The 19,690-nt window shown below is 65.8% G+C and carries 24 protein-coding genes, 1 tRNA gene and 1 pseudogene; 13 read left to right on the top strand and 13 right to left on the bottom strand.

Annotation, left to right across the window (positions count from 1 at the left end):
• The 5 genes and pseudogenes from BN984_RS19955 to BN984_RS09210 all read right to left on the bottom strand — a co-directional run.
• Positions 1-187: pseudogene (locus tag BN984_RS19955) on the bottom strand (hypothetical protein); the annotation flags it as partial.
• Positions 178-813, bottom strand: a complete 636-nt coding sequence (locus BN984_RS09225) for an HAD family hydrolase (protein ID WP_049968079.1) — start codon at positions 811-813, stop codon at positions 178-180. The gene BN984_RS09225 and the pseudogene BN984_RS19955, both read right to left, overlap by 10 nt.
• An 83-nt stretch (positions 814-896) precedes the next feature.
• Positions 897-1,610, bottom strand: coding sequence for a hypothetical protein (locus tag BN984_RS09220; protein ID WP_244877457.1), 714 nt, complete (start codon positions 1,608-1,610; stop codon positions 897-899).
• Between the two features lie 273 nt (positions 1,611-1,883).
• On the bottom strand, positions 1,884-2,867 hold the full coding sequence (locus BN984_RS09215; RefSeq protein WP_049968078.1) for an aldo/keto reductase: 984 nt from the start codon (positions 2,865-2,867) through the stop codon (positions 1,884-1,886).
• Positions 2,868-3,078: 211 nt separating this feature from the next.
• A tRNA-Tyr gene (locus BN984_RS09210) sits at positions 3,079-3,152 on the bottom strand.
• 112 nt (positions 3,153-3,264) lie between these two features.
• On the opposite strand from BN984_RS09210, the gene BN984_RS09205 reads away from it, so the two are divergent.
• The 3 genes from BN984_RS09205 (at position 3,265) to ftsZ (ending at position 5,472) form a co-directional block, all read left to right on the top strand.
• Positions 3,265-3,855: a double zinc ribbon domain-containing protein gene (locus tag BN984_RS09205; RefSeq protein ID WP_008091873.1), complete on the top strand. Its 591-nt coding sequence runs from the start codon at positions 3,265-3,267 to the stop codon at positions 3,853-3,855.
• Positions 3,856-4,072: 217 nt separating this feature from the next.
• Positions 4,073-4,258 carry a ribbon-helix-helix domain-containing protein gene (locus tag BN984_RS09200; protein WP_004973176.1) on the top strand — a complete coding sequence of 62 codons (186 nt, stop codon included), beginning with the start codon at positions 4,073-4,075 and terminating at the stop codon, positions 4,256-4,258.
• 2 nt (positions 4,259-4,260) lie between these two features.
• Entirely contained in the window at positions 4,261-5,472 is a 1,212-nt protein-coding gene (gene ftsZ / locus BN984_RS09195; RefSeq protein ID WP_008091869.1) for a cell division protein FtsZ, read from the top strand.
• A gap of 178 nt (positions 5,473-5,650) precedes the next feature.
• On the opposite strand, the gene ncsA is transcribed toward ftsZ, so the two are convergent.
• Complete coding sequence (gene ncsA / locus BN984_RS09190) at positions 5,651-6,616, bottom strand: tRNA 2-thiolation protein NcsA (protein ID WP_004973180.1); 966 nt, start codon at positions 6,614-6,616, stop codon at positions 5,651-5,653.
• Between the two features lie 125 nt (positions 6,617-6,741).
• On the opposite strand from ncsA, the gene BN984_RS09185 reads away from it, so the two are divergent.
• On the top strand, positions 6,742-7,389 hold the full coding sequence (locus BN984_RS09185; RefSeq protein WP_008091867.1) for a DUF7095 family protein: 648 nt from the start codon (positions 6,742-6,744) through the stop codon (positions 7,387-7,389).
• Between the two features lie 26 nt (positions 7,390-7,415).
• Here the strand turns inward: BN984_RS09185 and BN984_RS09180 are convergent, their stop codons facing one another.
• Positions 7,416-7,691 carry a hypothetical protein gene (locus BN984_RS09180; protein ID WP_008091865.1) on the bottom strand — a complete coding sequence of 92 codons (276 nt, stop codon included), beginning with the start codon at positions 7,689-7,691 and terminating at the stop codon, positions 7,416-7,418.
• A 75-nt stretch (positions 7,692-7,766) separates the two neighbouring features.
• Here BN984_RS09180 and BN984_RS09175 point away from each other — a divergent pair, with 75 nt between their 5' ends.
• Positions 7,767-7,982 carry a zinc ribbon domain-containing protein gene (locus BN984_RS09175; RefSeq protein ID WP_004973188.1) on the top strand — a complete coding sequence of 72 codons (216 nt, stop codon included), beginning with the start codon at positions 7,767-7,769 and terminating at the stop codon, positions 7,980-7,982.
• Positions 7,983-7,999: 17 nt separating this feature from the next.
• On the opposite strand, the gene BN984_RS09170 is transcribed toward BN984_RS09175, so the two are convergent.
• Positions 8,000-8,347 carry a winged helix-turn-helix transcriptional regulator gene (locus BN984_RS09170; protein WP_008091862.1) on the bottom strand — a complete coding sequence of 116 codons (348 nt, stop codon included), beginning with the start codon at positions 8,345-8,347 and terminating at the stop codon, positions 8,000-8,002.
• Positions 8,348-8,481: 134 nt separating this feature from the next.
• Here BN984_RS09170 and BN984_RS09165 point away from each other — a divergent pair, with 134 nt between their 5' ends.
• Positions 8,482-9,120: an NAD(P)-dependent oxidoreductase gene (locus BN984_RS09165; protein ID WP_008091861.1), complete on the top strand. Its 639-nt coding sequence runs from the start codon at positions 8,482-8,484 to the stop codon at positions 9,118-9,120.
• A 64-nt stretch (positions 9,121-9,184) separates the two neighbouring features.
• Here the strand turns inward: BN984_RS09165 and BN984_RS09160 are convergent, their stop codons facing one another.
• A complete protein-coding gene (locus BN984_RS09160; protein ID WP_342339079.1) occupies positions 9,185-9,985 on the bottom strand; it encodes a class I SAM-dependent methyltransferase in 801 nt (266 codons plus the stop codon).
• A gap of 69 nt (positions 9,986-10,054) precedes the next feature.
• The gene (locus BN984_RS09155; protein WP_049968077.1) at positions 10,055-10,936 is read right to left on the bottom strand and encodes a deoxyribonuclease IV; all 882 of its coding nucleotides are present in this window, start codon (positions 10,934-10,936) and stop codon (positions 10,055-10,057) included.
• A gap of 96 nt (positions 10,937-11,032) precedes the next feature.
• On the opposite strand from BN984_RS09155, the gene BN984_RS09150 reads away from it, so the two are divergent.
• Entirely contained in the window at positions 11,033-11,557 is a 525-nt protein-coding gene (locus BN984_RS09150; protein WP_008091858.1) for a redoxin domain-containing protein, read from the top strand.
• Positions 11,558-11,644: 87 nt separating this feature from the next.
• Here BN984_RS09150 and BN984_RS09145 read toward each other — a convergent pair whose 3' ends face one another.
• On the bottom strand, positions 11,645-12,466 hold the full coding sequence (locus BN984_RS09145) for a lipoate--protein ligase family protein (RefSeq protein WP_049968076.1): 822 nt from the start codon (positions 12,464-12,466) through the stop codon (positions 11,645-11,647).
• A gap of 149 nt (positions 12,467-12,615) precedes the next feature.
• Here BN984_RS09145 and BN984_RS09140 point away from each other — a divergent pair, with 149 nt between their 5' ends.
• From BN984_RS09140 to BN984_RS09120, 5 genes are all read left to right on the top strand, one after another.
• Positions 12,616-13,266 carry a VOC family protein gene (locus BN984_RS09140; RefSeq protein ID WP_049913358.1) on the top strand — a complete coding sequence of 217 codons (651 nt, stop codon included), beginning with the start codon at positions 12,616-12,618 and terminating at the stop codon, positions 13,264-13,266.
• A gap of 48 nt (positions 13,267-13,314) precedes the next feature.
• On the top strand, positions 13,315-14,370 hold the full coding sequence (locus BN984_RS09135; protein ID WP_049968075.1) for a sensor histidine kinase: 1,056 nt from the start codon (positions 13,315-13,317) through the stop codon (positions 14,368-14,370).
• Positions 14,371-14,516: 146 nt separating this feature from the next.
• Positions 14,517-15,284 carry a helix-turn-helix domain-containing protein gene (locus BN984_RS09130; RefSeq protein WP_008091852.1) on the top strand — a complete coding sequence of 256 codons (768 nt, stop codon included), beginning with the start codon at positions 14,517-14,519 and terminating at the stop codon, positions 15,282-15,284.
• 79 nt (positions 15,285-15,363) lie between these two features.
• Positions 15,364-16,125 (top strand): MBL fold metallo-hydrolase, encoded by a 762-nt coding sequence (locus BN984_RS09125; RefSeq protein WP_049913357.1) that lies wholly within the window; start codon positions 15,364-15,366, stop codon positions 16,123-16,125.
• Positions 16,126-16,337: 212 nt separating this feature from the next.
• Positions 16,338-17,246, top strand: coding sequence for a serine/threonine-protein kinase RIO2 (locus tag BN984_RS09120; protein WP_008091848.1), 909 nt, complete (start codon positions 16,338-16,340; stop codon positions 17,244-17,246).
• A gap of 144 nt (positions 17,247-17,390) precedes the next feature.
• On the opposite strand, the gene BN984_RS09115 is transcribed toward BN984_RS09120, so the two are convergent.
• The gene (locus BN984_RS09115; RefSeq protein WP_008091846.1) at positions 17,391-18,059 is read right to left on the bottom strand and encodes a helix-turn-helix domain-containing protein; all 669 of its coding nucleotides are present in this window, start codon (positions 18,057-18,059) and stop codon (positions 17,391-17,393) included.
• 533 nt (positions 18,060-18,592) lie between these two features.
• Between BN984_RS09115 and BN984_RS09110 the strand changes: the two genes are divergently transcribed.
• The gene (locus BN984_RS09110) at positions 18,593-18,796 is read left to right on the top strand and encodes a DUF1328 domain-containing protein (RefSeq protein ID WP_008091844.1); all 204 of its coding nucleotides are present in this window, start codon (positions 18,593-18,595) and stop codon (positions 18,794-18,796) included.
• 36 nt (positions 18,797-18,832) lie between these two features.
• On the opposite strand, the gene BN984_RS09105 is transcribed toward BN984_RS09110, so the two are convergent.
• A complete protein-coding gene (locus tag BN984_RS09105; protein WP_049968074.1) occupies positions 18,833-19,666 on the bottom strand; it encodes a YihY/virulence factor BrkB family protein in 834 nt (277 codons plus the stop codon).
• Between the last annotated feature and the right edge of the window lie 24 nt (positions 19,667-19,690).

Genomic DNA, 19,690 nt, shown 5'->3' with positions numbered 1-19,690 from the left:
CGCGCTGTTCGGACGACTCGTCTCCCCCGTCGACCGCGAGTGGGCCCGTCCGACGCTCGTCGTCGCGGTCGACGGGGGAGACGAGTCGTCCGAACAGCGCGACAGGGTGGATGCGCGCCGGCGGTTCGGCGAACCCTCGGTCCAGCGCCGCGGCGGCGACGACGGCGGCCGCGGCGGTCACGGGCACGGGTCCTCCCCGGCGCGTAGCCTCGCCGCGACCGATTCGAGCGTCGTCTCCCGGAGGTTCACGAACCGGCCGCCGACGCCCTCGACGCCGCCGTCGGAGTCCGGGTCGTCGCCGACGTGGACTACCTCGGTCGCCTCGACGCCGAGGCCGCGAGCGGCCGCCTCGAACGCTTGCGGGTGAGGTTTCCGCCAGCCGCAGGCGACGCTCGTCGTGATGTCGTCGAAGCCGCGCCGGTCGAGGTCCGAGCGGATGAGCGTCCGCGCGACGAGTTCGGGAACCGAACAGTTCGAGAGGAGGCCGACCGCGCCGGCCTCCCGGGCAGCCGCGACCGCCTCGACCGCGCCGGGACGGGTGGTCACCTCGGGGTCGAACGCCGTGATGACCGCGCGTCGGGCGGCGTTATCCGGCGAATCGACGCCCCGAGAGCGAAGCGCCGCGGCGACGTGGGCCGGAAGCGGGACCTCCGCGCCCTCGGGCGCGTCGATGTGGACCTCGCGGTAGGCGTCATCCCAGTCGTCGGGGACGGCGACGCCGTACTCGCGGAGCGCGTCTGCGACCGCCGCGCCGGGGTCTGACGGGTACTCGGCGTCGACGAGCGTACCGAAGAGGTCGAACGTGACTGCCACTAGAATTTCATTGGCGAAACTGTACTTGAATATAGCGAAGCGGGGGTTCAGCTGCGGAGACCAATCGAGTTTCTCGCTGGCCGTCAGCGACGACCCTCGGGACCGTCCCCACGGATGCGTCGCCCCCACCGTTCGAGGACGTACCATCCCCCAGCGAGGAGCACGATACCACTCCCGAGCAAGTACCCCGCGTCGTGGAGGTCAGTGCTCATACCCGCGTATCGGGTTGACAGCGGTGGTTGGGTCACGTGGAAGTACCGCCCGTCGTGCGCGACGAGAACGGTGGTCAGGCGTTCGTGTGTGGTGAGTTCCCCCGTTCGAACGAGTTCACGTAGTCGAGGGGTGGCGGCGGAAACCGCGAGTTCGTCGTAGAACGCGTGTAATGTGACTCGCTCGGCGGTAACTCGTACTGTCCCGCCTTCCTCGTATTCGTGGAGGCGGTAGACCTCACTCACGTCTGAGATGGTGCCGCTAGTCCCGACGACGGCATACCGGTGGTCGACGAGCGACCCGGGGAGCGCTGCTTTCGTCCGAGACCCGTTTGCCGCCTCGCGGAGCGCCGCCCGTTCCGGTCGGTCACCGGGACCGTCGCTGGCGATGAACGCCGCCGACGGCCCCGACGGGTCGACCGTGGTGTCGTCTACGACCACCGCTGCGGCGCCCTCGGCGGAGGCAGACAGCTCTCTCACCTCGTAGGTGTACGTCCTGTCGGGGGTCGTCGCGTCGAGCGCAACGGACCCGCCGATGAGCGCGACTCCAACAGCGACTGCGAGGAGGAGCATCTTGCGGGAGGGCACTACTGGGACCGAACGTGTTGGCGGATAAGTATCTTCTGTGGATGGGTGGCAGAGACGCCCGCCGCTGTCGAACTGCAGATGCAGACGAACGATATCGCCGGGTGAGGAGTCCAACGACACCGCCGGCGACGACGTCGCTCTCTCCGAGACGCTGGAGACCGGGACGACCGGACCGACGGAAATTGAGCCCGGTACTTCATCCGCAACGACTGCGACGACGTCTTCGAGAGCTAATCGGCTGTCACGCACCGATAGCCGCTACTGGGGAGCTCCTCACCAGCGATGGTGAACGTGCTCGCGCGCGTACGCGTCGTACGCTTCTTCGACACGTTCAAACTGGGCTGCCGACAGCGGCGGGAGCGACGCCGCGGCGACGTTGTCGCGGATGTGCGCCGGCGTCTTCGACCCGGGGATGATGGTGCTCACGGCGTCGAACGAGAGAATCCAGCGGAGCGTGAACTGCGCGAGCGACACTCCCTCGGGGACGACCTCTGCTATCGAGTCCGCGGCGGCGAGACCGTCTTCGAACGGGATTCCGGCGAACGTCTCGCCCACGTCGAACGCCTCGCCGTTTCGGTTGTAGTTCCGGTGGTCGTCCTCGCCGAACTCGGCGTCTTCGGAGAGCGCGCCCGTGAGTAGGCCCGACGCGAGCGGGACGCGGACGATGACGCCGACGTTCCGGCGCTTCGCCTCCCGGAAGAACAGCTCGGCGGGTCGCTGTCGGAGCGGATTGAAGATTATCTGTACCGTCTCCACACCGTCGTACTCGATGGCCTTGAGGGCGTCTTCGACCTTCTCGACGCTCACGCCGTAGTGGTCTATCTTCCCGGCGTCGCGGAGGTCCGAGAGCGCGTCGAACACCTCCGGCTGGTAGTACACGTCTCGCGGCGGGCAGTGGAGTTGGACGAGGTCCAGCGAGTCCACGCGGAGGTTGTCCCGGCTTCGGTCCACGAACCGTTCGAGGTTCTCGCGGTTGTAGCCGTCCGCCTCGTGGGGGTCGAGTCGTCGCCCCGCCTTGGTGGCGACGGTGACGTCGTCATCGCGGTCGGCGAGTACGTCGCCGATTCGACGTTCGCTGTCGCCGTCGCCGTACACGTCGGCGGTGTCGAGGAAGTTGATGCCCGCGTCCAGCGCGGCTTCGATGGCGTCGTACGCCTCTTCGTCGGTCACCGGGCCCCAGCTACCGCCGAGTTGCCACGTACCCAGTGCGACCTCAGAGACGTCGAATCCAGTCGTACCGAGCGGTCGAGAATCCATGGCGTCCGATTTCGGACAGACGGCAGTAAATGACGGGGTCGCGGCGAGATATACGCCGATTGTTCGTGAAGGTTCGGACGAGGGCAGAATCTGACCGCTCTCTCCGATATGAACTCACTCGCAACACGTTGCGTTGCTCGCTGCTCAAATCGGGTCGAGAAGTCCGTCACATTCAACACCGCTCGCTGCGCTCGCGGGTGTTGAAGTTCAGTCCGCTCTCCCCGATTTGAACGGGGGACAAGCCGATCTACAGTCGGCTGCTCTGCCAGGCTGAGCTAAGAGCGGTCACCGATTGCTATCCGGTCGATGCGTTTAACCATTATCATTCTCGCCGCCGCGTGTGCTGTGTGTCAGACACGTGCGAACATTGATATGCTGCCGAGATAATCCCGGAGTAATGAGTAAAATCACGTTCCGCGCCGACGACGCCCTCGTCGAGCGCTTGGACCGCCTCGACACCTCGAAAAGCGAGGTGATGCGCGAGGCGCTCCGCCAGTACCTCGACGACTTGGAACGTGACGACGCCGCGGACGACGATACGTCCGACACCGACGGCCTCGACGGCGCGCTCTCGGCGCGGGTCGAGGAACTCGTCGACGAGCGGCTCGACGAACGACTCCCGACGCTCGTCGAGGAAGTGGCGGCGGCCCGCGAGTCCGAGCGTCCGACACCCTCGGACCTGAACGTCAACATCAACGTCGATGGTTCGAACGGCGAATCACGCGTAAACGCGGGTGCAGACCGGGAAGAAACCCCGAATACGGTTCGTAAGACACGGGGCGAACTGGACGCTCCGGAGGCGGACTCTCCCGAGATGAACTGTGGCCAATGTGGCGAATCCGTGGGGCAGGACCACGTGTACTGCCCGAACTGCGGCGAGAAAACCTCTCATCGCGTGTTCTGCGAGTGCGGCGACGAACTCCGTTCCGACTGGGCGTTCTGCCCCGACTGCGGTCGCCGGACGCCCGCAGCCGACGTTCTGGAATGAGCATAACCGGCGATTAAAGCGCCCTATACGGGATATTCAGCGCCGTCTTACAATCGCCGTTACATTTATATTCTATCCCTCTGTGGTGATTATCGCGTAAGACGGTTGTCTTACAGCCACCCGACGGCGGCCCGTATCCCGGCGTCGTCCGTCGGTTTTCGGGTGTAAGACACTCGCACACGAGTGCGGCGCGCCGTCTTACCGGGGGAATGTAAACATGGAGCGTGTGACACTACGAATTCCGAAGCAGCAAATCGAGGAGGTCGAGCGGATGGTCGAGACGGGAGAGTTCCCGAACCGATCCGAAGCCATCCGTTCCGCCGTTCGCGATATGCTCAACGAACAGACTACTGACAAGCGACAGCGCGAATCTACCAGCAAGCGCGGCTGGGCAAAGGTGTAATTATGCAGGATATCGTTCGCGAGGCGATGGAACGGGACGAGGCCGAGCGCAAGACGCAGTCGTCGCTCGAAGACAGCGACGACCAGTTCGGTGACCCGCGAATCGTCATCGTCGGCGCTGGTGGTGCCGGCAACAACACCATCAACCGCCTGTACAACATCGGTGTCGAGGGGGCTGACACGGTCGCCATCAACACCGACAAGCAGCACCTGAAGATGATCGAAGCGGACACGAAAATCCTCGTCGGGAAGTCCCTGACGCAGGGTCTCGGCGCCGGTGGTGACCCGTCGATGGGTGAGCGCGCGACCGAGATGGCACAGGGCACGATCAAAGACGTGCTCGGCGACGCCGACCTCGTGTTCGTCACCGCAGGGATGGGCGGTGGCACCGGAACCGGTGCGGCCCCCGTCGTCGCGAAAATCGCAAAGGAGCAGGGCGCAATCGTCGTGGGCATGGTCTCGACCCCGTTCAACGTCGAGCGCGCCCGCACGGTCAAGGCCGAGGAGGGACTCGAAAACCTCCGCAACGAGGCCGACTCCATCATCGTGCTGGACAACAACCGCCTCCTCGATTACGTCCCGAACCTGCCCATCGGCAAGGCGTTCTCGGTCATGGACCAGATTATCGCCGAGACTGTCAAGGGCATCTCGGAGACGATTACCCAACCGTCGCTCATCAACCTCGACTACGCCGACATGTCGACCATCATGAATCAGGGCGGCGTCGCGGTGATGCTCGTCGGCGAGACCCAGGACAAGAACAAGACCCAAGAAGTGGTCAACGACGCGATGAACCACCCGCTTCTCGACGTGGACTACCGCGGTGCGTCCGGCGGTCTCGTCCACATCACGGGCGGCCCCGACCTCACGCTGAAGGAGGCCGAGGGAATCGCGAGCAACATCACCGAACGGCTGGAAGCCGCCGCGAACGTCATCTGGGGCGCTCGCATTCAGGACGAGTACAAGGGGAAAGTCCGCGTCATGGCCATCATGACGGGCGTCCAGTCCGCGCAGGTCCTCGGCCCGACGACGCAGAAGCAGGCCGATAAGTCGCGTCAGAGCATCCAGTCGCGCGAGTCGCAGCAACAACAGCACTCGGGTTCAAGCTCGGAGTTCGATAGCTCGGAACGAGCCCAGACGGCGCAGAGCGGCACGTGGTCCGACGGCGGCCGCGACGAAGTCGAGAAGAACAACGGTCTCGACGTCATCCGGTAACGCCCTGTCTGGCCCGTGCGGACGCCGCCGCGCCCGTCGGGTACACTCGTGGGTTCTTTTTCGCTGACGCGGTTCTCCGACCGTGAGCGTCGACGACGGCTCGGTCGGTGTGACCTCACCCGTCGCTGTCTGACTGTCCGACTCGTAAGACACGACGAAAAACCGGCGTTCCGACCGCTCAGACCGCTTCTATGGACTCGATGAGCCGGCACTTCCGACAGACGTCGCCGGCGGTCTTCGACCCGCAGCGCTCGCAGTCGTTGAGGTCGACGCGGCCCTCGCCGCGGTACTCGCGGGCGGTCAGTTCGGCCAACTCCTCGTAGCCGGCCATGATGGAGTGCCGGGTACCGGGGTGGTTCTCTTCGAGTTTCAACAGCAACTGCTGAATCTCGCCGCGGTAGGCCTCCGAGGAGTGGGGGCACTCGGTGATGTGCGCCGGGAGGTCCTTCAGGTGGGCGTAGAGCGCGACTTCCTTTTCGGGCACGTCGCGCAACGGCTTGGCCCGCGGGATGAACTCGCCGGCGTCGCGGCGCTTTTCGAAGTCGCCGATGCTGGCGTCGAAGTGCTTTGCGACCTGCTTGAGGTCGCCCTCGAAGAAGTTCATGAGCGCCGTCTGCGCCTCGTCGTCGAGGTTGTGTCCCGTGAGCAGTTTGTCCGCCCCGAGCTCGTCGGCGAAGCGTTCGAGCAGGTCGCGACGGAACACCCCGCAGTAGGCGCAGGCGGCCATGTTCTCGGGGTCCTTTTCGACCACGTCGTCCATCTGGACGCCGAACTCGTCTTCGTAGGTGACCAGTTCGTGGTGGATGTCGAGGTCTTCCGCGAGTTCGACGCAGGCGTCGACGGACTTGTCGCGGTAGCCCTCGATGCCCTCGTGGATGGTGAGGGCGACGAGTTCGATGCGGGGGTCGCGCCCGAACGTGTCGTCGAGGATGTGTGTGAGGACGACGCTGTCCTTGCCGCCGGAGAGTCCGATAACCCACGTCTGAGGGTTCTCCGGGCTGGCGTCGCGGGGCAGCATGTTGTCCTCGCGAATGCGGCGGCGCACGCGTTTCTCGACCGAGGCGCAAAAGTGGTCTTCGCAGAGGTGGGCCCCGGAGTAGGCCGCGTGCATCACCGCGTCGCGGCCGCACTTGTCGCACTCCATTGCCGGTCGCTTGCCCGGCGGGAGGGATACGGGTTTCGCCTCGGGGCGGGCGTCGCTCGCTCGACCGACGTCTCCGTCGGACGCGGTCGCAACCGGTTTGACCCTCCGAACCCCACGGACAGTCGATGGACAGAGACGCCGCCCTCGACCGAGTCGACGCCGTCGTCGACGCCGTCGAGTCCGAGACGCTCCCCGTCCCGGTCCGCGAGGTGTGGGTCTACGGCGACGTGGCGCTCGGCCTCGACCCCCTCGACCGACTCGACGTGTACGTGACGAAAGACATCCTCCTCCGCGGCGACCCCGACGCGGCCGAGGCGTTCGAGCGGTCCCACGGCGTGAAGGGCGTCGGCAAGAGCGTCCGCGCCGAGTGGGCGCGCGAGCACCCCGACCTGTTGCGAGCCAACTCGAACGGCTACGCGGCCCCCGAGAAATGTCTCGCCGCTCACCTGCTCCCCGACGACGACGAACCGGTCCACCTCGAAGTGTGCAACGCCTCGTTCGAGGACAACGTCACCCAGCGGCTGAAGGGCGCAGTCGCCCGCGAGGCCTACGAGCAGATTCTCGACCCCCGCGGCGTCTGCCTCTACGCCGACGGTCAGCGCTCGCCCGACGCGATGTCGAAGCTCCGAAACAGCGAGTTCGCCTTCCCGACGCTCTCGGGCGCGCTGGAGATGCTCGGACTGGAAGGCGACGAGGCCGAGACGGCCGTCGAGGCGATGCGAGCCTACCGGGCCGAGCAGACCGGCACGTCGGTCCGCGGCGACGTGGTCTGAGGGCGGAGCCGAGCCGGGCCGACCGGCTACCAGTCGCGGGTGTCGTCGCGGCCGCGGTCGCCGGTGCGCTCGGAGCCCCAGCCAGAGCCGTCATCCCGGTCGCCCTCGTTCGGGCGGCGGTCGGTCCCTCGACCGTGTTTTTCGTTGTACCGCATCCCCTCGTCGCGGGCGCGGCGCTCCGCCTCCTCGCGGCTCATCGTCGGTAAGTCGCTCGTCTCGCCTTGAATCGCGGCGTAGAGGGCGACTGCGGCGGCGATGCTGAGGAGGACGAAGAGGAAGAACACGAGACCACCGGCGGGCATGTGCGTACTCGCGGGCGCGGAACAGGAAATCGTTTTGGAGGTGGTTTTTTCACTGGCGTAGTTCAACTACTCAACATGAGCCCTCCACCAAGTGCCGACCGCGACGGCTGCCCGAAGTGTGGCCACTCCGAGACCGAAATCGACTCCATCGCGACCTCCGGCACCGGTCTCTCGAAGATGTTCGATATCCAGAACCGCCAGTTCACCGTCGTCTCGTGTGCGAACTGCGGCTACTCCGAGCTCTACCGCGGTCAGTCGAGCGGGAACTTCGTCGACCTGTTCCTCGGCTGACTACCGGTCGAACCCGGCTACGACCCCGCGCCGCCGTCCTCTGACATCCATTTTTCGCCCCACTCGGAGATGTCGTCGAACGCCGGAAGCAGCTCTTCGCCCTTCTGGGTGAGCGAGTAGTACACCGCGATTGGACTGCCATCTTCGACCTCCCGCTCGACGTACCCTAGCTCTTGGAGGTCGTCCAACACGCGCGAGAGCGTCTGGGAGTTCGCGCCGCTCGCGCGCTTGAGTTCGTTGAACCGGAGGTCGCCCTCGCGCAGCACGTGGATGACCGTCATCCGCCACCGCGACCCGATTTCTTCGAGCGTCTTGATGACCGGACACTGTTCGTACTTCGTTTCGAGGTTCTGGTGCGGTGACATCGGCGTGACCTACTCACACCGAGGTTCGCTTAGCTATATTAAACTCACTCTCTTTGACCAAGTATGACGATGTGACCGCATCGTCGCGACGAGCCGGACGACGAACACGACTCACGACACTATATCACGCCATCATGAACGTACTTCTCCTCGGTGCGAGCGGACGAATCGGCACTCGAATCGCCAACGAACTCCTGAACCGCGGCCACGCGGTGACCGGCGTCTCCCGAAGCGGCGCGGTCGACGGCGTCGACGACCCCGACTTCTCGGCGGTCGCCGGCGACGCGACCGACGCCGACCAAATCGCGCGACTCGCCGCGGGCCACGACGCGGTCGTCTCCGCGCTCGGCCCGAGCGACGACGAGTCGCCCGAGGTCCTCGTCGAGATGCTCGACGCCGTGGTCGACGGGATGCGCCGCGCCTCGGTCGACCGCCTCGTCTGGACCGGCGGCGCGGGCATCCTGAACGTCGGCCCCGACACGCGGCTCATCGACTCGCCGGAGTTCCCCGACGAGTGGAAGCCAGTCGCCAGCGCCGCCATCGAAGCGTACGGCCTACTGGAAGACGCCGACGACCTGCGGTGGACCTACGTCGCGCCCGCGGCGTTCATCGAACCCGGCGATCGAACCGGCGAGTTCCGGACCGCGCTCGGCGAACTCGTCGCCGACGAAGACGGCGAGAGCCGCATCTCCATGGAGGACTTCGCAATCGCGTTCGCGGACGAACTGGAGAGTGGCGACGCGGTCCACGAACAGCTCGCGGTCGGCTACTGAACAGATAGCCGCTTTTTCGGCCGTCGAGCCGGGTCGCGTTGAATCGGTCGCGACTCCGACCCGACTACACCCGGCCCGTCGTCACGTCGAACGGGACGACCTCGGCCCGGCGGTACTCCTCGTCTCGAATCTGCTGGACGACTTCGCGCCCCATCTCCCGCCACTTCCGGCGGACGGACTCGTAGGGGTCGCCGTCGAGCCCGCGGCGGAGGTCGGCCTCGTGGCGGTCCAGCCCCTCGCCGGTCGCTTTCTTGGCCGCGCTCCGAACATCGTGTTCGTCGTACGGCGGTTCGGTCAGTTTCCGGTGGTGGTACCGGCGAGTCCCGACGACCGAGAGGCCGGCGTCGTCGAACAGCCCGCGGACGCGGTTGCCGAGCGCCACGTCGGTCGCCACGCCGTCGCGGAAGGCGTCTCTGACGCGGCGGTCCAGTGCCGCCTCGGCCTCGACGGTCGAATCGACGCCGACGGCGGCGTTGTCGGGTTCGACCGTCGCCACGAGGTCCGACGAGACGCGGGCGAACTCCGCGAGCGCGGCCGTCGGGTCGGGGAGGTTCACGAGGAGCGCCTGACAGACGACCAAATCGAAGCTGTCGGCGGCGAAGGGAAGCCGAGTCGCGTCGCCGGCGACCGCCTCGATATCGCTGTCGCGGTCGCTGGCGACAGAAAGCAAGTCAGTGTCGGCATCGACGCCGACGACGCGGGCCTCCGAGGCCTCCGCGAGGACGCGCGTGAACTCGCCGGTCCCGCAGCCCACGTCGAGGATGCGGGCCCGGCCGCCGAGGTCGAGGTCGGCGAGGGCCGCGCGGGAGTCGTCCCACATACCCGCTCGCGTCCGCCGGAGGTACGATTCCGAGAAACGTCGCACACGCGGTGTCGGGCGCGGCGACCCAAAAAACAGTCGATACGGGGGCTCAGCGGCCCGCCGCCTGAACGCTCACTCCGCGTCTGCGCGGAGTTCGCGGACGCGGTCGATGTTCCACGCGAAGCCCTTGCCGTCCTCGGTGGGCGTCTCCAAGACGAGCGGCACGTCGTTGTCGACGATGGCGTCGTGGTTGATGAACGCGCGCATGCCCTCCTCGCCGATGAGTCCCTCGCCGATGAGGGCGTGTTCGTCCTTGTTCGTCCCGCACTCGTGTTTCGAGTCGTTGAGGTGGACGCACTTGAGGTGCTCCAGACCGACCTCGGCGTCGAGTTCCTCGAACGTCTCGTCGACGCCCGCCGCCGTCGAGAGGTCGTAGCCCGCGGCGAACGCGTGGGCCGTGTCGAGACAGACGTCGAGGTCCTGTTCGGACTCCTCGAGGACGTAGCCGAGGTGGGCGAAGTCGTCGCCCATCTTCGTGCCCGACCCCGCGTCGGACTCGATGAGGACGGTGACGCCGTCGGGGATGTCGAGGTCGTCGAGGACGGAGACGGCGTTGTCGAGGCCCTGCTGTTCACCCGCGCCGGTGTGGGCTCCGAGGTGGACGTTCACGTACTCGATGCCGAGTTTGTCGGCCATATCGACCTCCGTCTGCATCGAGTCCAGCGACTTCTGTCGGAGGCCGTCTTTGGGCGTACAGAGGTTGACGAGGTACGACGAGTGGATGACCCACGGCCCCGACAGTTCGTCGGCGGTCTCCTCGCGGAACAGTTCGGCCTCCTCGTCGGAGATGTCGGGGTCGCGCCACACCTGCGGCGAGGTGGTGAAAATCTGCCCGCAGTTGCCGCCGAAGGCGACCTGCCGGAAGACGGCGTTGGCGACGTTACCGTGCGGTGGGGTCTCGTCGTCGGAAGAGACCTTCGAACTGGACATCGAGACGTGTGCGCCGACGTGCATGCAGAGTCCGACGGCGTACCCGAACAAAGGGACTTCGGAGTCGGCGGAGTCGGGCGAAGACAGAACGGCTATCGTTCACGCGGCGAATCACGTCACATGACTGGACTTTCCGTCGGGACGACGGCCCCCGACGTGGCGCAGACGCTCGTCGCGCCTGACGGGGACGTGAGCGAGCGCAGCCTCTCGGACCTCGTCGCCGACAAGCCCGTCCTCCTCTGTTTCTACACCGCCGACTTCAGCCCCGACTGCACCGAGGAGTGGTGCGCCCTCCGCGACTTCGACTGGTTCACGAGCGGGAACGCGGTCCGCGTCGTCGGGTCGAGCAAGTCGGGCGTCGGGATGCACCGCCGCTTTATCGACCGGTACGGCCTGCTGTTCCCGCTGTACGCCGACACCGACCTCGAACTCGCCGCGGCGTTCGACGTCGTCTACCGGACCTTCGGCGTCTCGAAGCGCTCCCGACGCTCGTGTTTCCTCATCGACGAGAACCTGACCGTCCGCTACCGCTGGCTGGGCGATCACTGGCTCGACCCCACCCGCGACGTGCCGCCCCTGACGGAGGTCTACGAGGGCGTCACCGAAGCTCTCGACCTCGACGAACCGGAGACGTTCGGCTTCTGAGTCGAGGTCGGCCGCACGACTCGGCGCACGGTTCTCGACCACCCTGTGTTCGGCCGCTCTGTTCTCAGTCGCCCAGTTCTCGACCGCTCACCGCGACCCCGGACGACGGCGTACCCAGTCGTCAGCGCGGTACTTCTCGTCGACCTTCGCGCGCGCCCGGTCGAGTTCGTCGTCGGTCCACGAACCCTCGTCGGCGTCGGCGAATCCCGAGAGCGATTCGGTGAGCGCCGCGACGAACTCCTCGCGGGAGGCATCGCCGAGTTCGTCGATTCCGACGACGCGCTCGCAGAACGCCTCGGGCGTCACGTCGTGGCCCTTGAACACGTCGAGGTGGGTCTCGGCGTCCACCGAGTAGGTGAGAGAGCCGTGCTGGACGACGGCATCGCGGCGGCGGTACTGGGCGTTGCCCGCGACTTTCCGGCCTGCGGCGACCATGTCGTGGGCGGGGTGGAGCGCCCGCAGGTAGCAGGCAGGATGCCAGATGACGGGCATGTCGTCGTCGACGAAGTCCACGTCCACGCCGACCGCGCGAATCGCGTCGAGAATCGGCTCGCACAGGAGGTGATAGCAGTCCATGAGGTCGCCCGGCAACTCCGATTTCGGCGCGGCGATGGAGTAGGCCACGTCGCCGTGGCGGTCGTGGTAGATGCCGCCGCCGCCGGTCTGCCGGCGGGTCACGTCGATTCCCTCGCGTTCGCAGTAGTCCCAATCGACGGTCTCGGGGTCCTGTCCGTAGCCGAGCGAGAGGCAACTCGGCTCCCACGAGTAGACGCGGACAGTCCGAGGGCCGCCCGCGGCGGCCGTCTCGCCCGCGACCTCGTCGAGCGCCATCTGCATCGGCCCCGGTCGGACCTCCTCGCGAATCACACGCCACTCGCGGTCGGCAATCGACCCCTGCGAGTCGTTCATACGTCGGCTTCGTCCATGCGGGAGAAAGCGATTTCGACGCTCGGTCGCGAGCCATCCGGTCTCGCCGCGACGGCCACAAGCCGGCGACCGACCGCCGACGCGGCCGACACGAGCGATTCGATTAAACCGCGCCGCGGCGAGGTGTGACCATGAAGTTCAACCGCGTCGCTCTCGCCGCGACTGACCCCATCTCGCTGTGTGAGTTCTACGTCGAGACGCTCGGGTTCGCGCCGGTCACCGGGTCACAACGCTCTGCGACCGCCGGAGAGACGACCCTGTGGTTCGAACTCGGCGACACCGACCCCGGCCACCTCGCCTTCACCGTCTCCGCCGCGGTCGACTCCGTGGTCGCGTGGTTAGACGAGCGCGCAGGCGTTGACGTGCTCGACACCGACGAGGGGCCGAGCGTCCGGTTCGACTTCCTCGGCTGCGACTCCGTCTACTTCGAGGACCCCGAGGGCAACGTCATCGAGTACGTCTGCTACGACGGCGACGCCACGGGCGAGTTCGACCCGGCGACCGACCTCCGCGGCGCGACCGAGGTCGGGATGGCGGTCCCGAACGTCGAGGAGTTCGTGGCGTCGATGACCGAGGCCCTCGGCATCGAGCCGCTGGAGTCGTTCGAGGGCGGTGACCTCGTGTTCGTCGGCGGCCGAGACGCCCGCTTCGTCGTCTCGCCGGTCGGCCGCGCGTGGTATCCGACCGACAGCGAGGCGACGGTTGGCCCGGTCTCTGCGCAGTGCGACGCCGACGGCGTCTTCGACCCCGAGGGACTTCCGTACCGTGTCAACGTCGAGTGACAACTCGTTTCAGAGAAGCGTTATTACACTCACGAGAGTCAACGAACCGTGAACGTCTCTCGTCTCGTCGGCGCGGGGTCGCTCAGCCTCACCGGGCTGGCCCTGTTCGCCATCGTCTCAACCAGCGTCGCCTCGGTCGCATCCGACCTCGCGGGGCTCGTCGTCGCGGCCTTCGGCCTCATCATCTCGGTGCTCTTCGTCGCCGTCGGCCCCGTCGTCTATCGAAGCGACCTCAAGACCGTCCATATCGCCCGCGTCGCCGGCTGGAACCTCCTCGGCGTCGTCGTCACCGTGTTCGTCCTCGCGCTCATCGGGAGCTACCAGCAGGCCGCGGGCGGGACGGTCAGCGAACCGCTTTTCAGCGCCGCCGTGGTCGTCGGCGTGAGCGCCGTCGCGCACGTCCTCATCGGCCTCAACGACGTGCGCCGGATTCGGACCCGCGAGCTATCGGAGCAGTACAAGCGGTCGGCAGTCATCAACCGACTCGTCCGCCACAATCTCCGGCACACCGCGCAGTTGCTCCTCGGCTGGGGCGACCAACTCGCGACCGACGGCGGCGACGACGAGATCGTCCACATCGGCGAGCGCCTGAAAGCGACCGGTGACGACCTCGGAACGATGAGCGACCAGGTCAAGACCGTCACCCAACTCGTCGACAGCGAACCCGAGGGCGAGACGGTCGACCTCCGCGCGCTCCTCGAATCGCTCGTCGACGACCGCTCGGCGGCCAACCCTGAGGCGACCATCACCATCAGCGGCGACGGCCCCGCGGCGGTCGTCGGCGGGAAGAAGCTGAAAATCGCCTTTCGCGAGGTCGTCGAGAACGCGCTCGAACACGCCGGCCCGGCTCCGACGGTCGAAGTCGCGTACGAGCGCGTCGGAAGCGAGGTCGTCGTGCGAATCGCGGACGACGGGCCGGGCATCCCCGACCACCAGCGCGAACTCATCGAGCAGAACGTCGAAGAGAGCGACCTCGCCCACGGCAACGGGCTGGGGCTCTGGCTCTCGAAGTGGATTGTGGAGGCCTACGGCGGCGAACTCCGCCTCCCGCCGACCGAAGAGGGCGAGGGCGCGGTCGTCGAGTTCCACCTCGACGCGGCCTGAGTCCACAGCCTCGGGGGCGGGAGATAGTGACGTTTCGCGCGGTTTCGTCGATTGAATCGGCAGTGGCCTGTAACAGTCAGGAGAGCGTCTCTGCAGCCGGGGGGGCAGTCAGAGTGGTTATCCGAACTGAGCGAAATCATCTCGTGATGCGCGAGGTCGTTTTCACCATCGAGTACGAGCGAGGGGCCGACTCATTGATGGATGCCTTCATCGAGTACCCCGATTTGTACGCACGATCAATGCAGGTACAAGCGACGAGCGAGGCAGTATGGGGCGTCGAGAAAATCGTCGGCACACCGTCCGCCCTCGGCGAGTACGACAAGCGCCTCGAACCGGCTGCCCGGGATTCGAGTTTGGTCGGCATGTGCGGCGCACCGGTCACCGAGTACAGGTGCCAGATTCTCTCGTCGAACCCGGAATCACGGAAAATCTACTCGCTCCGGCGGGAAGGCGACGGCCCACGGTCACTCCCGATCGCCGCCGCGAACCACCTCGGTGAAGGAGTGATAATGCGGTCGGAACGCCACGGCGACCAGTTCCACTGGCACCTCCTCGTCGACGGCTCGCTCGGAGCCTTACACGACGACATTCGAGCGAATCTCCGCGACGGACTTTCGCTGACGGTCGAACGACTCGGCGAACCTCCCTGCCTGCTCGAAGATGGACGGACACAACACGACCTTACGACAGCACAAAAGACAGCACTGGAAGCCGCGCTCACTCACGGCTACTACGAAGAACCCCGAGAGGCCTCGGTTAGCGAGATCGCCGAGGAGATCGGCGTGCCGAGTTCCACGCTCCAGTACCGACTCAACCGGGCCGAGGCGTGGCTTGCCGAACAGTTCGCCGCCGACTCGATGACCGTCGATATCGACACGTCCCTCGACCTCGGAGACGTTGAATTCATCGAGTAGTTGCCACCACGCTCGAATCGAGGGAGTTGGAATATTTCAGAATAAATCGTAACCAGCCAACTCCCCAAGCAAGGAGTGCATGACAAGCGACTCTGAGATTAGCGTACGACTCGTGCGAAACGCGACGGTACTTGCGACGGTCGGTGACACCACGTTCCTCGTTGACCCCATGTTCACGCCGCAGGGCGAGATGCCGACGGTGACGGACAGTCCGGGGGTACCTGAGTTCCTCACGACGGCGAACCAGAAGCGAAATCCGTTGGTGCCGCTCCCGGACGTCGAGCTTGACTACGACGCCGTGGTCGTTACGCACCGCCACCCCGACCACTGGGACGAGGCAGCCAGAGAGGAACTCGATGCGGACGTGCCGCTGTTCTGCCAGCCAGAGGACGCAGCCGCGTTCAGTGACGAAGGCTTCACCGACGTGCGATCCGTCGAGGATGAGACATCGTTCGGCGGGGTGACGATTCACCGGACACCGGGCCAGCACGGCCACGACGAACTTGCCGAGGGGATGGGTCCTGTCTCCGGATTCGTCTTCGAGGGCGAGAAAGCGCTGTACATCGCCGGGGACACCATCTGGTACGACCCAGTAAAAGGAACGCTCGACCGGTTCGAACCTGAGCTGGTCGTCGTCAACGGTGGGGAAGCACAGTTCGACCAGGGCGAACCAATCACGATGGGCGTCGAGGACGTCGCGGCTGTCCGAGAGGCCACGGGTGCGACCGTGGCAGTTGTCCATATGGAAGCCATCAATCACTGTCTGCTCTCTCGTGAGGAACTGCGAACGGAGACCGAAAACGTCCTCGTCCCCGAAGACGGTGAGCAGATATCCCTATAGCGTTTCCACGGGGCTACTAACCGTACCGGATAGGTAGGACACCGATACGTAGCAACTTCTCCGTTCAGTTCCGACGCGAGACCCCAACACTCACACCACCCTCCGAAACTGCGTGAGCCGTCTTCCAGATTTTGTATCGTCACATGTGATTTATCGCGGGCGACATTCGCCGACTCGCGGGCCTTTTACGCCTCGCCGACGGACGGACGTGCATGGTACGGAACGTCGCCGGCGTCATGGCCGAACTCGAGCCCGAGGACTTCTACCTCCTCTCGGGCGTCGAGCAGGGCATGCGCTTCAGCGAGTGGGTCAACCGGGAGAAGCTCCCGAAGAACTCGGGGCTGACCGCCGAAGAGGTCGACTACCGCATCGACCGCTGTATGACCCGCGAGCTCATCGAGCGCAAGACCATCCAGTACGAGGGGTACAAGCTCACGGTCGAGGGGTACGACGCGCTCGCCCTCCGGACGTTCGCCCAGCGAGACACCATTCAGGGGTTCGGCGCGCCCCTTGGCGTCGGCAAAGAAAGCGACGTGTTCGAGGTGCAGTCGTTCAAGCCGCTCGCGCTCAAGTTCCACCGCGAGGGGTACACCAACTTCCGCGAGGTGCGCCGCGAGCGCGACTACACCTCCGAGAACCACCACGTCTCGTGGCTCTACACCGCCCGCAAGGCGGCCGAACGCGAGTACGAGGCGCTCGAAACCCTCTTTCCGCAGGTGTCGGTCCCGCGCCCCGTCGACCATAACCGCCACGCGATTATCATGGCGAAACTCGACGGCGTCGAACTCGCCAAGGCGAAACTCGAATCCGAGCAGGTGACGGGTGTCCTCGACCTGATTCTCTCCGAGATGGCCGAGGCCTACGAGGCCGGCTACGTCCACGCCGACATGTCCGAGTACAACGTCGCGGTCGGCGAGCGCGGCATCACGGTCTTCGACTGGCCGCAGGCCGTCCCGACCGACCACGACAACGCCCGCGAACTCCTCGCGCGCGACGCGAAGAACATCGTCGGCTACTTCCGCCGCAAGTACCCCGCCGAGATGCCCGATGAAGTTGATATCGACGCGCTGGCGGCCGCCATCGCCGAAAACGAGTTCGAGAGCGTCACTACCTACGCCTGACGGCCGTTCGCTCGGCCACGCCGGTTTTCAGCGACCCCGCGTTTCACCCGTGACGAGCGTCAGCTACCGGTCTCGTTTGCTGGGAGACCGCTCGATGGGAGAAATAAATCACATACTGCGATATGAAATCCCGAATCCGGCGTCTCAGTCCCGGAAGTCGTCCGGGACCGACCCGATGAGCAAGGAGTCTTCGACGAGCGCATCTGTTCCCCGCCTGATTCGCTCGGAGAGCGACTGGTGAGAGACACCCATCTTGTCGGCCAGTTCGGAGAGCGAGATTCGCCGGGGCACTTCGAAGTAGCCCTCTCGGGCCGCCGTCACGAGCGCCTCGAACTGGCTTTCGGTGAGACCGTACCGTCCGGCCGGTTCGGCGTCCATCTCTCGAATCGACTCGACTTCGAATCTCAGCCCGTGTTCGGCAGCGAAGTCGTGTGTCCGCGCGAAGTCGTCGCGAGCCGGGTAGAGTACGCGGAACTGCCACTCGTCGCCCCAGCCGTACGCGTCGAGAATCGTCGCGTGAGAGTTCGTGATCATCTGCAGGAGCAGGTGAACGTGGTCGACCCACGCCATCCGGTAGAGGAACTCGTCGTCGAACTCCGAGAGACAGGTGACTTCGTCGACCGACGGGTCTTCTCGAAGGGCGTCGTCGATGTCCGAGCGGTCGGCGTGACGAATCCACACCAGGGGCATCACGGTTTGGTCACCGCTCTCGATGATACGCTCGCACTCGATTTCGACGTCCGGGAGCGCGGAGAGCGTGTGACCTAACGCGAATTCTTCGGACGGAATCGCGCCCCGTACGATAGTTGCCATAGCGGTGGGTAGGCGAGCGTGGTACATTTGTCTGCGGGCGGCCATCGCCCGCGGAGGTCCCGAGGCACACGCAAGCCCGCCGGTTACATTGCTTCGGATACTCGTTCAGAACGTGATTGGACGCCAACTGCTCGGCTCGAAGTGGACGAGAACGCTGAGCGCGGTACCCTCGGTCGTCGCGGGAGCCAGCGCGCTGGCGAAGGGGCGAACCAAACAGGGAGCTCTGTTGGTGGCTGGCGGTGTGTTCTCGCTCCGGTGGAGTAGCGCCGGATTCGCGGTGCAACTCGCCGCCGAAGCGGTGAACCGTCGCTAAGTCGGAGTCGGCGTCGGCGAAGCACGCCCCCAAGGTGGGCCGAACCTTGCCAATGCAGGGACCGGTCTCATTGTGTGCGGGAGGAAATCACGACCGCGATGAGAGACACAGTTCACGCCGATGAGACCGGAGCCGGAGACGCTCGCGCTCCGAAGCCGCCGAAACCCGTCGCACACGTACGGGAGGTGAAACGCGGGGGCGCGTGGCCCACCGCCGGACGATGACGCTCTCGGGGCTCGGAGTCGCCGTGCTCACGCCGCTGCAGGGTGGCGGCGGGTTCCTCCACTACGCGGTCGTGTTCCTCGTCTTGGCACTGGTCGCCGGGCTCGCCGGCTTCCGTGGAATCGCGGGGCTCTCGATGAAAGTCGCGCGTATCCTCGTCGTCATCTTCCTCGTGCTGGCCGTCGTCACGTTCCTCCTGTAGGACGACTGAACGCTTTTTTCGGACGGCGCGCCCCCGTTAGCGTCGCTCGTCACCCGTCGCCTCGTCGCCGGGATACCAGTCAGCGTCGGCATCGACCCGGTTCGCCAGCACCGCGTTGACGACGACGCCGACGAGCAGGGCCAGCGAGCCGACGTACAGCCACGTCACGATGAGCAAGACCCCGCCCGCGGCACCGTAGAGTTCGATGCTCTGAGAGACGCCGAAGTAGAGGCGAAGCGCCTGGAGCGACGCCGTCCACCCGAGCGCCGCGAGCGCCGCCCCCGGAACCGGTTCCAGCGGAGAGACGTCGACGCCCGGAAACAGCGCGTACATCGGAACGAACAGCACGGTGAGCAACGCCCACAGGAGAACCGGCGCGACGACCGACCACAGCAGTTGTGTCACGCGGAAGGAGACGACGAGACCGGCGGCGGCGATGACGCCGACGCCGACCGCGACCGTCGCCATGACGAGGACGCTGTTGAGGAATCGCCTGAGCGCCGATACCGCTTTCCGCGTGCCGTACACCTCGCTGAAGACGCTGTCCATCCCGCGAAACAGCCGGAGCGAGCTCCAGAGAAAGATACCGAGGGCGAGCACCGCAGCGCGTAATCGCCCGGCAGAGTTCCCACTCACCGCCCTGAGCGTCGATTCGAACTGCGAGAGGTCGACGCCGACGAGCAGTTCGAACGTGGGGAGCAGGGCTTCGACCCGACCGGACGTCGTGACGAGGACGAAAAGCAGGAGCGTCAGCGGGACGAGCGAGTTGAACGCGTAGTACGCGAGACTCGCGGCCGTCACCGTGACGTTCTTCTCGCGGATGACGGCGAGCGTCCGCGCGGCGAGGCGGCGGGCTCCGTCGCGGTCCATGGGCGTCCAACGAGAGACCCACGT

The sequence above is a fragment of the Haloferax prahovense genome, from assembly GCF_000723845.1.
Classification (GTDB): Archaea; Halobacteriota; Halobacteria; order Halobacteriales; family Haloferacaceae; genus Haloferax; species Haloferax prahovense.
The sequence above is the reverse complement of the archived record's forward strand: the minus strand, read 5'-3'. Positions and strand labels throughout refer to the sequence as shown.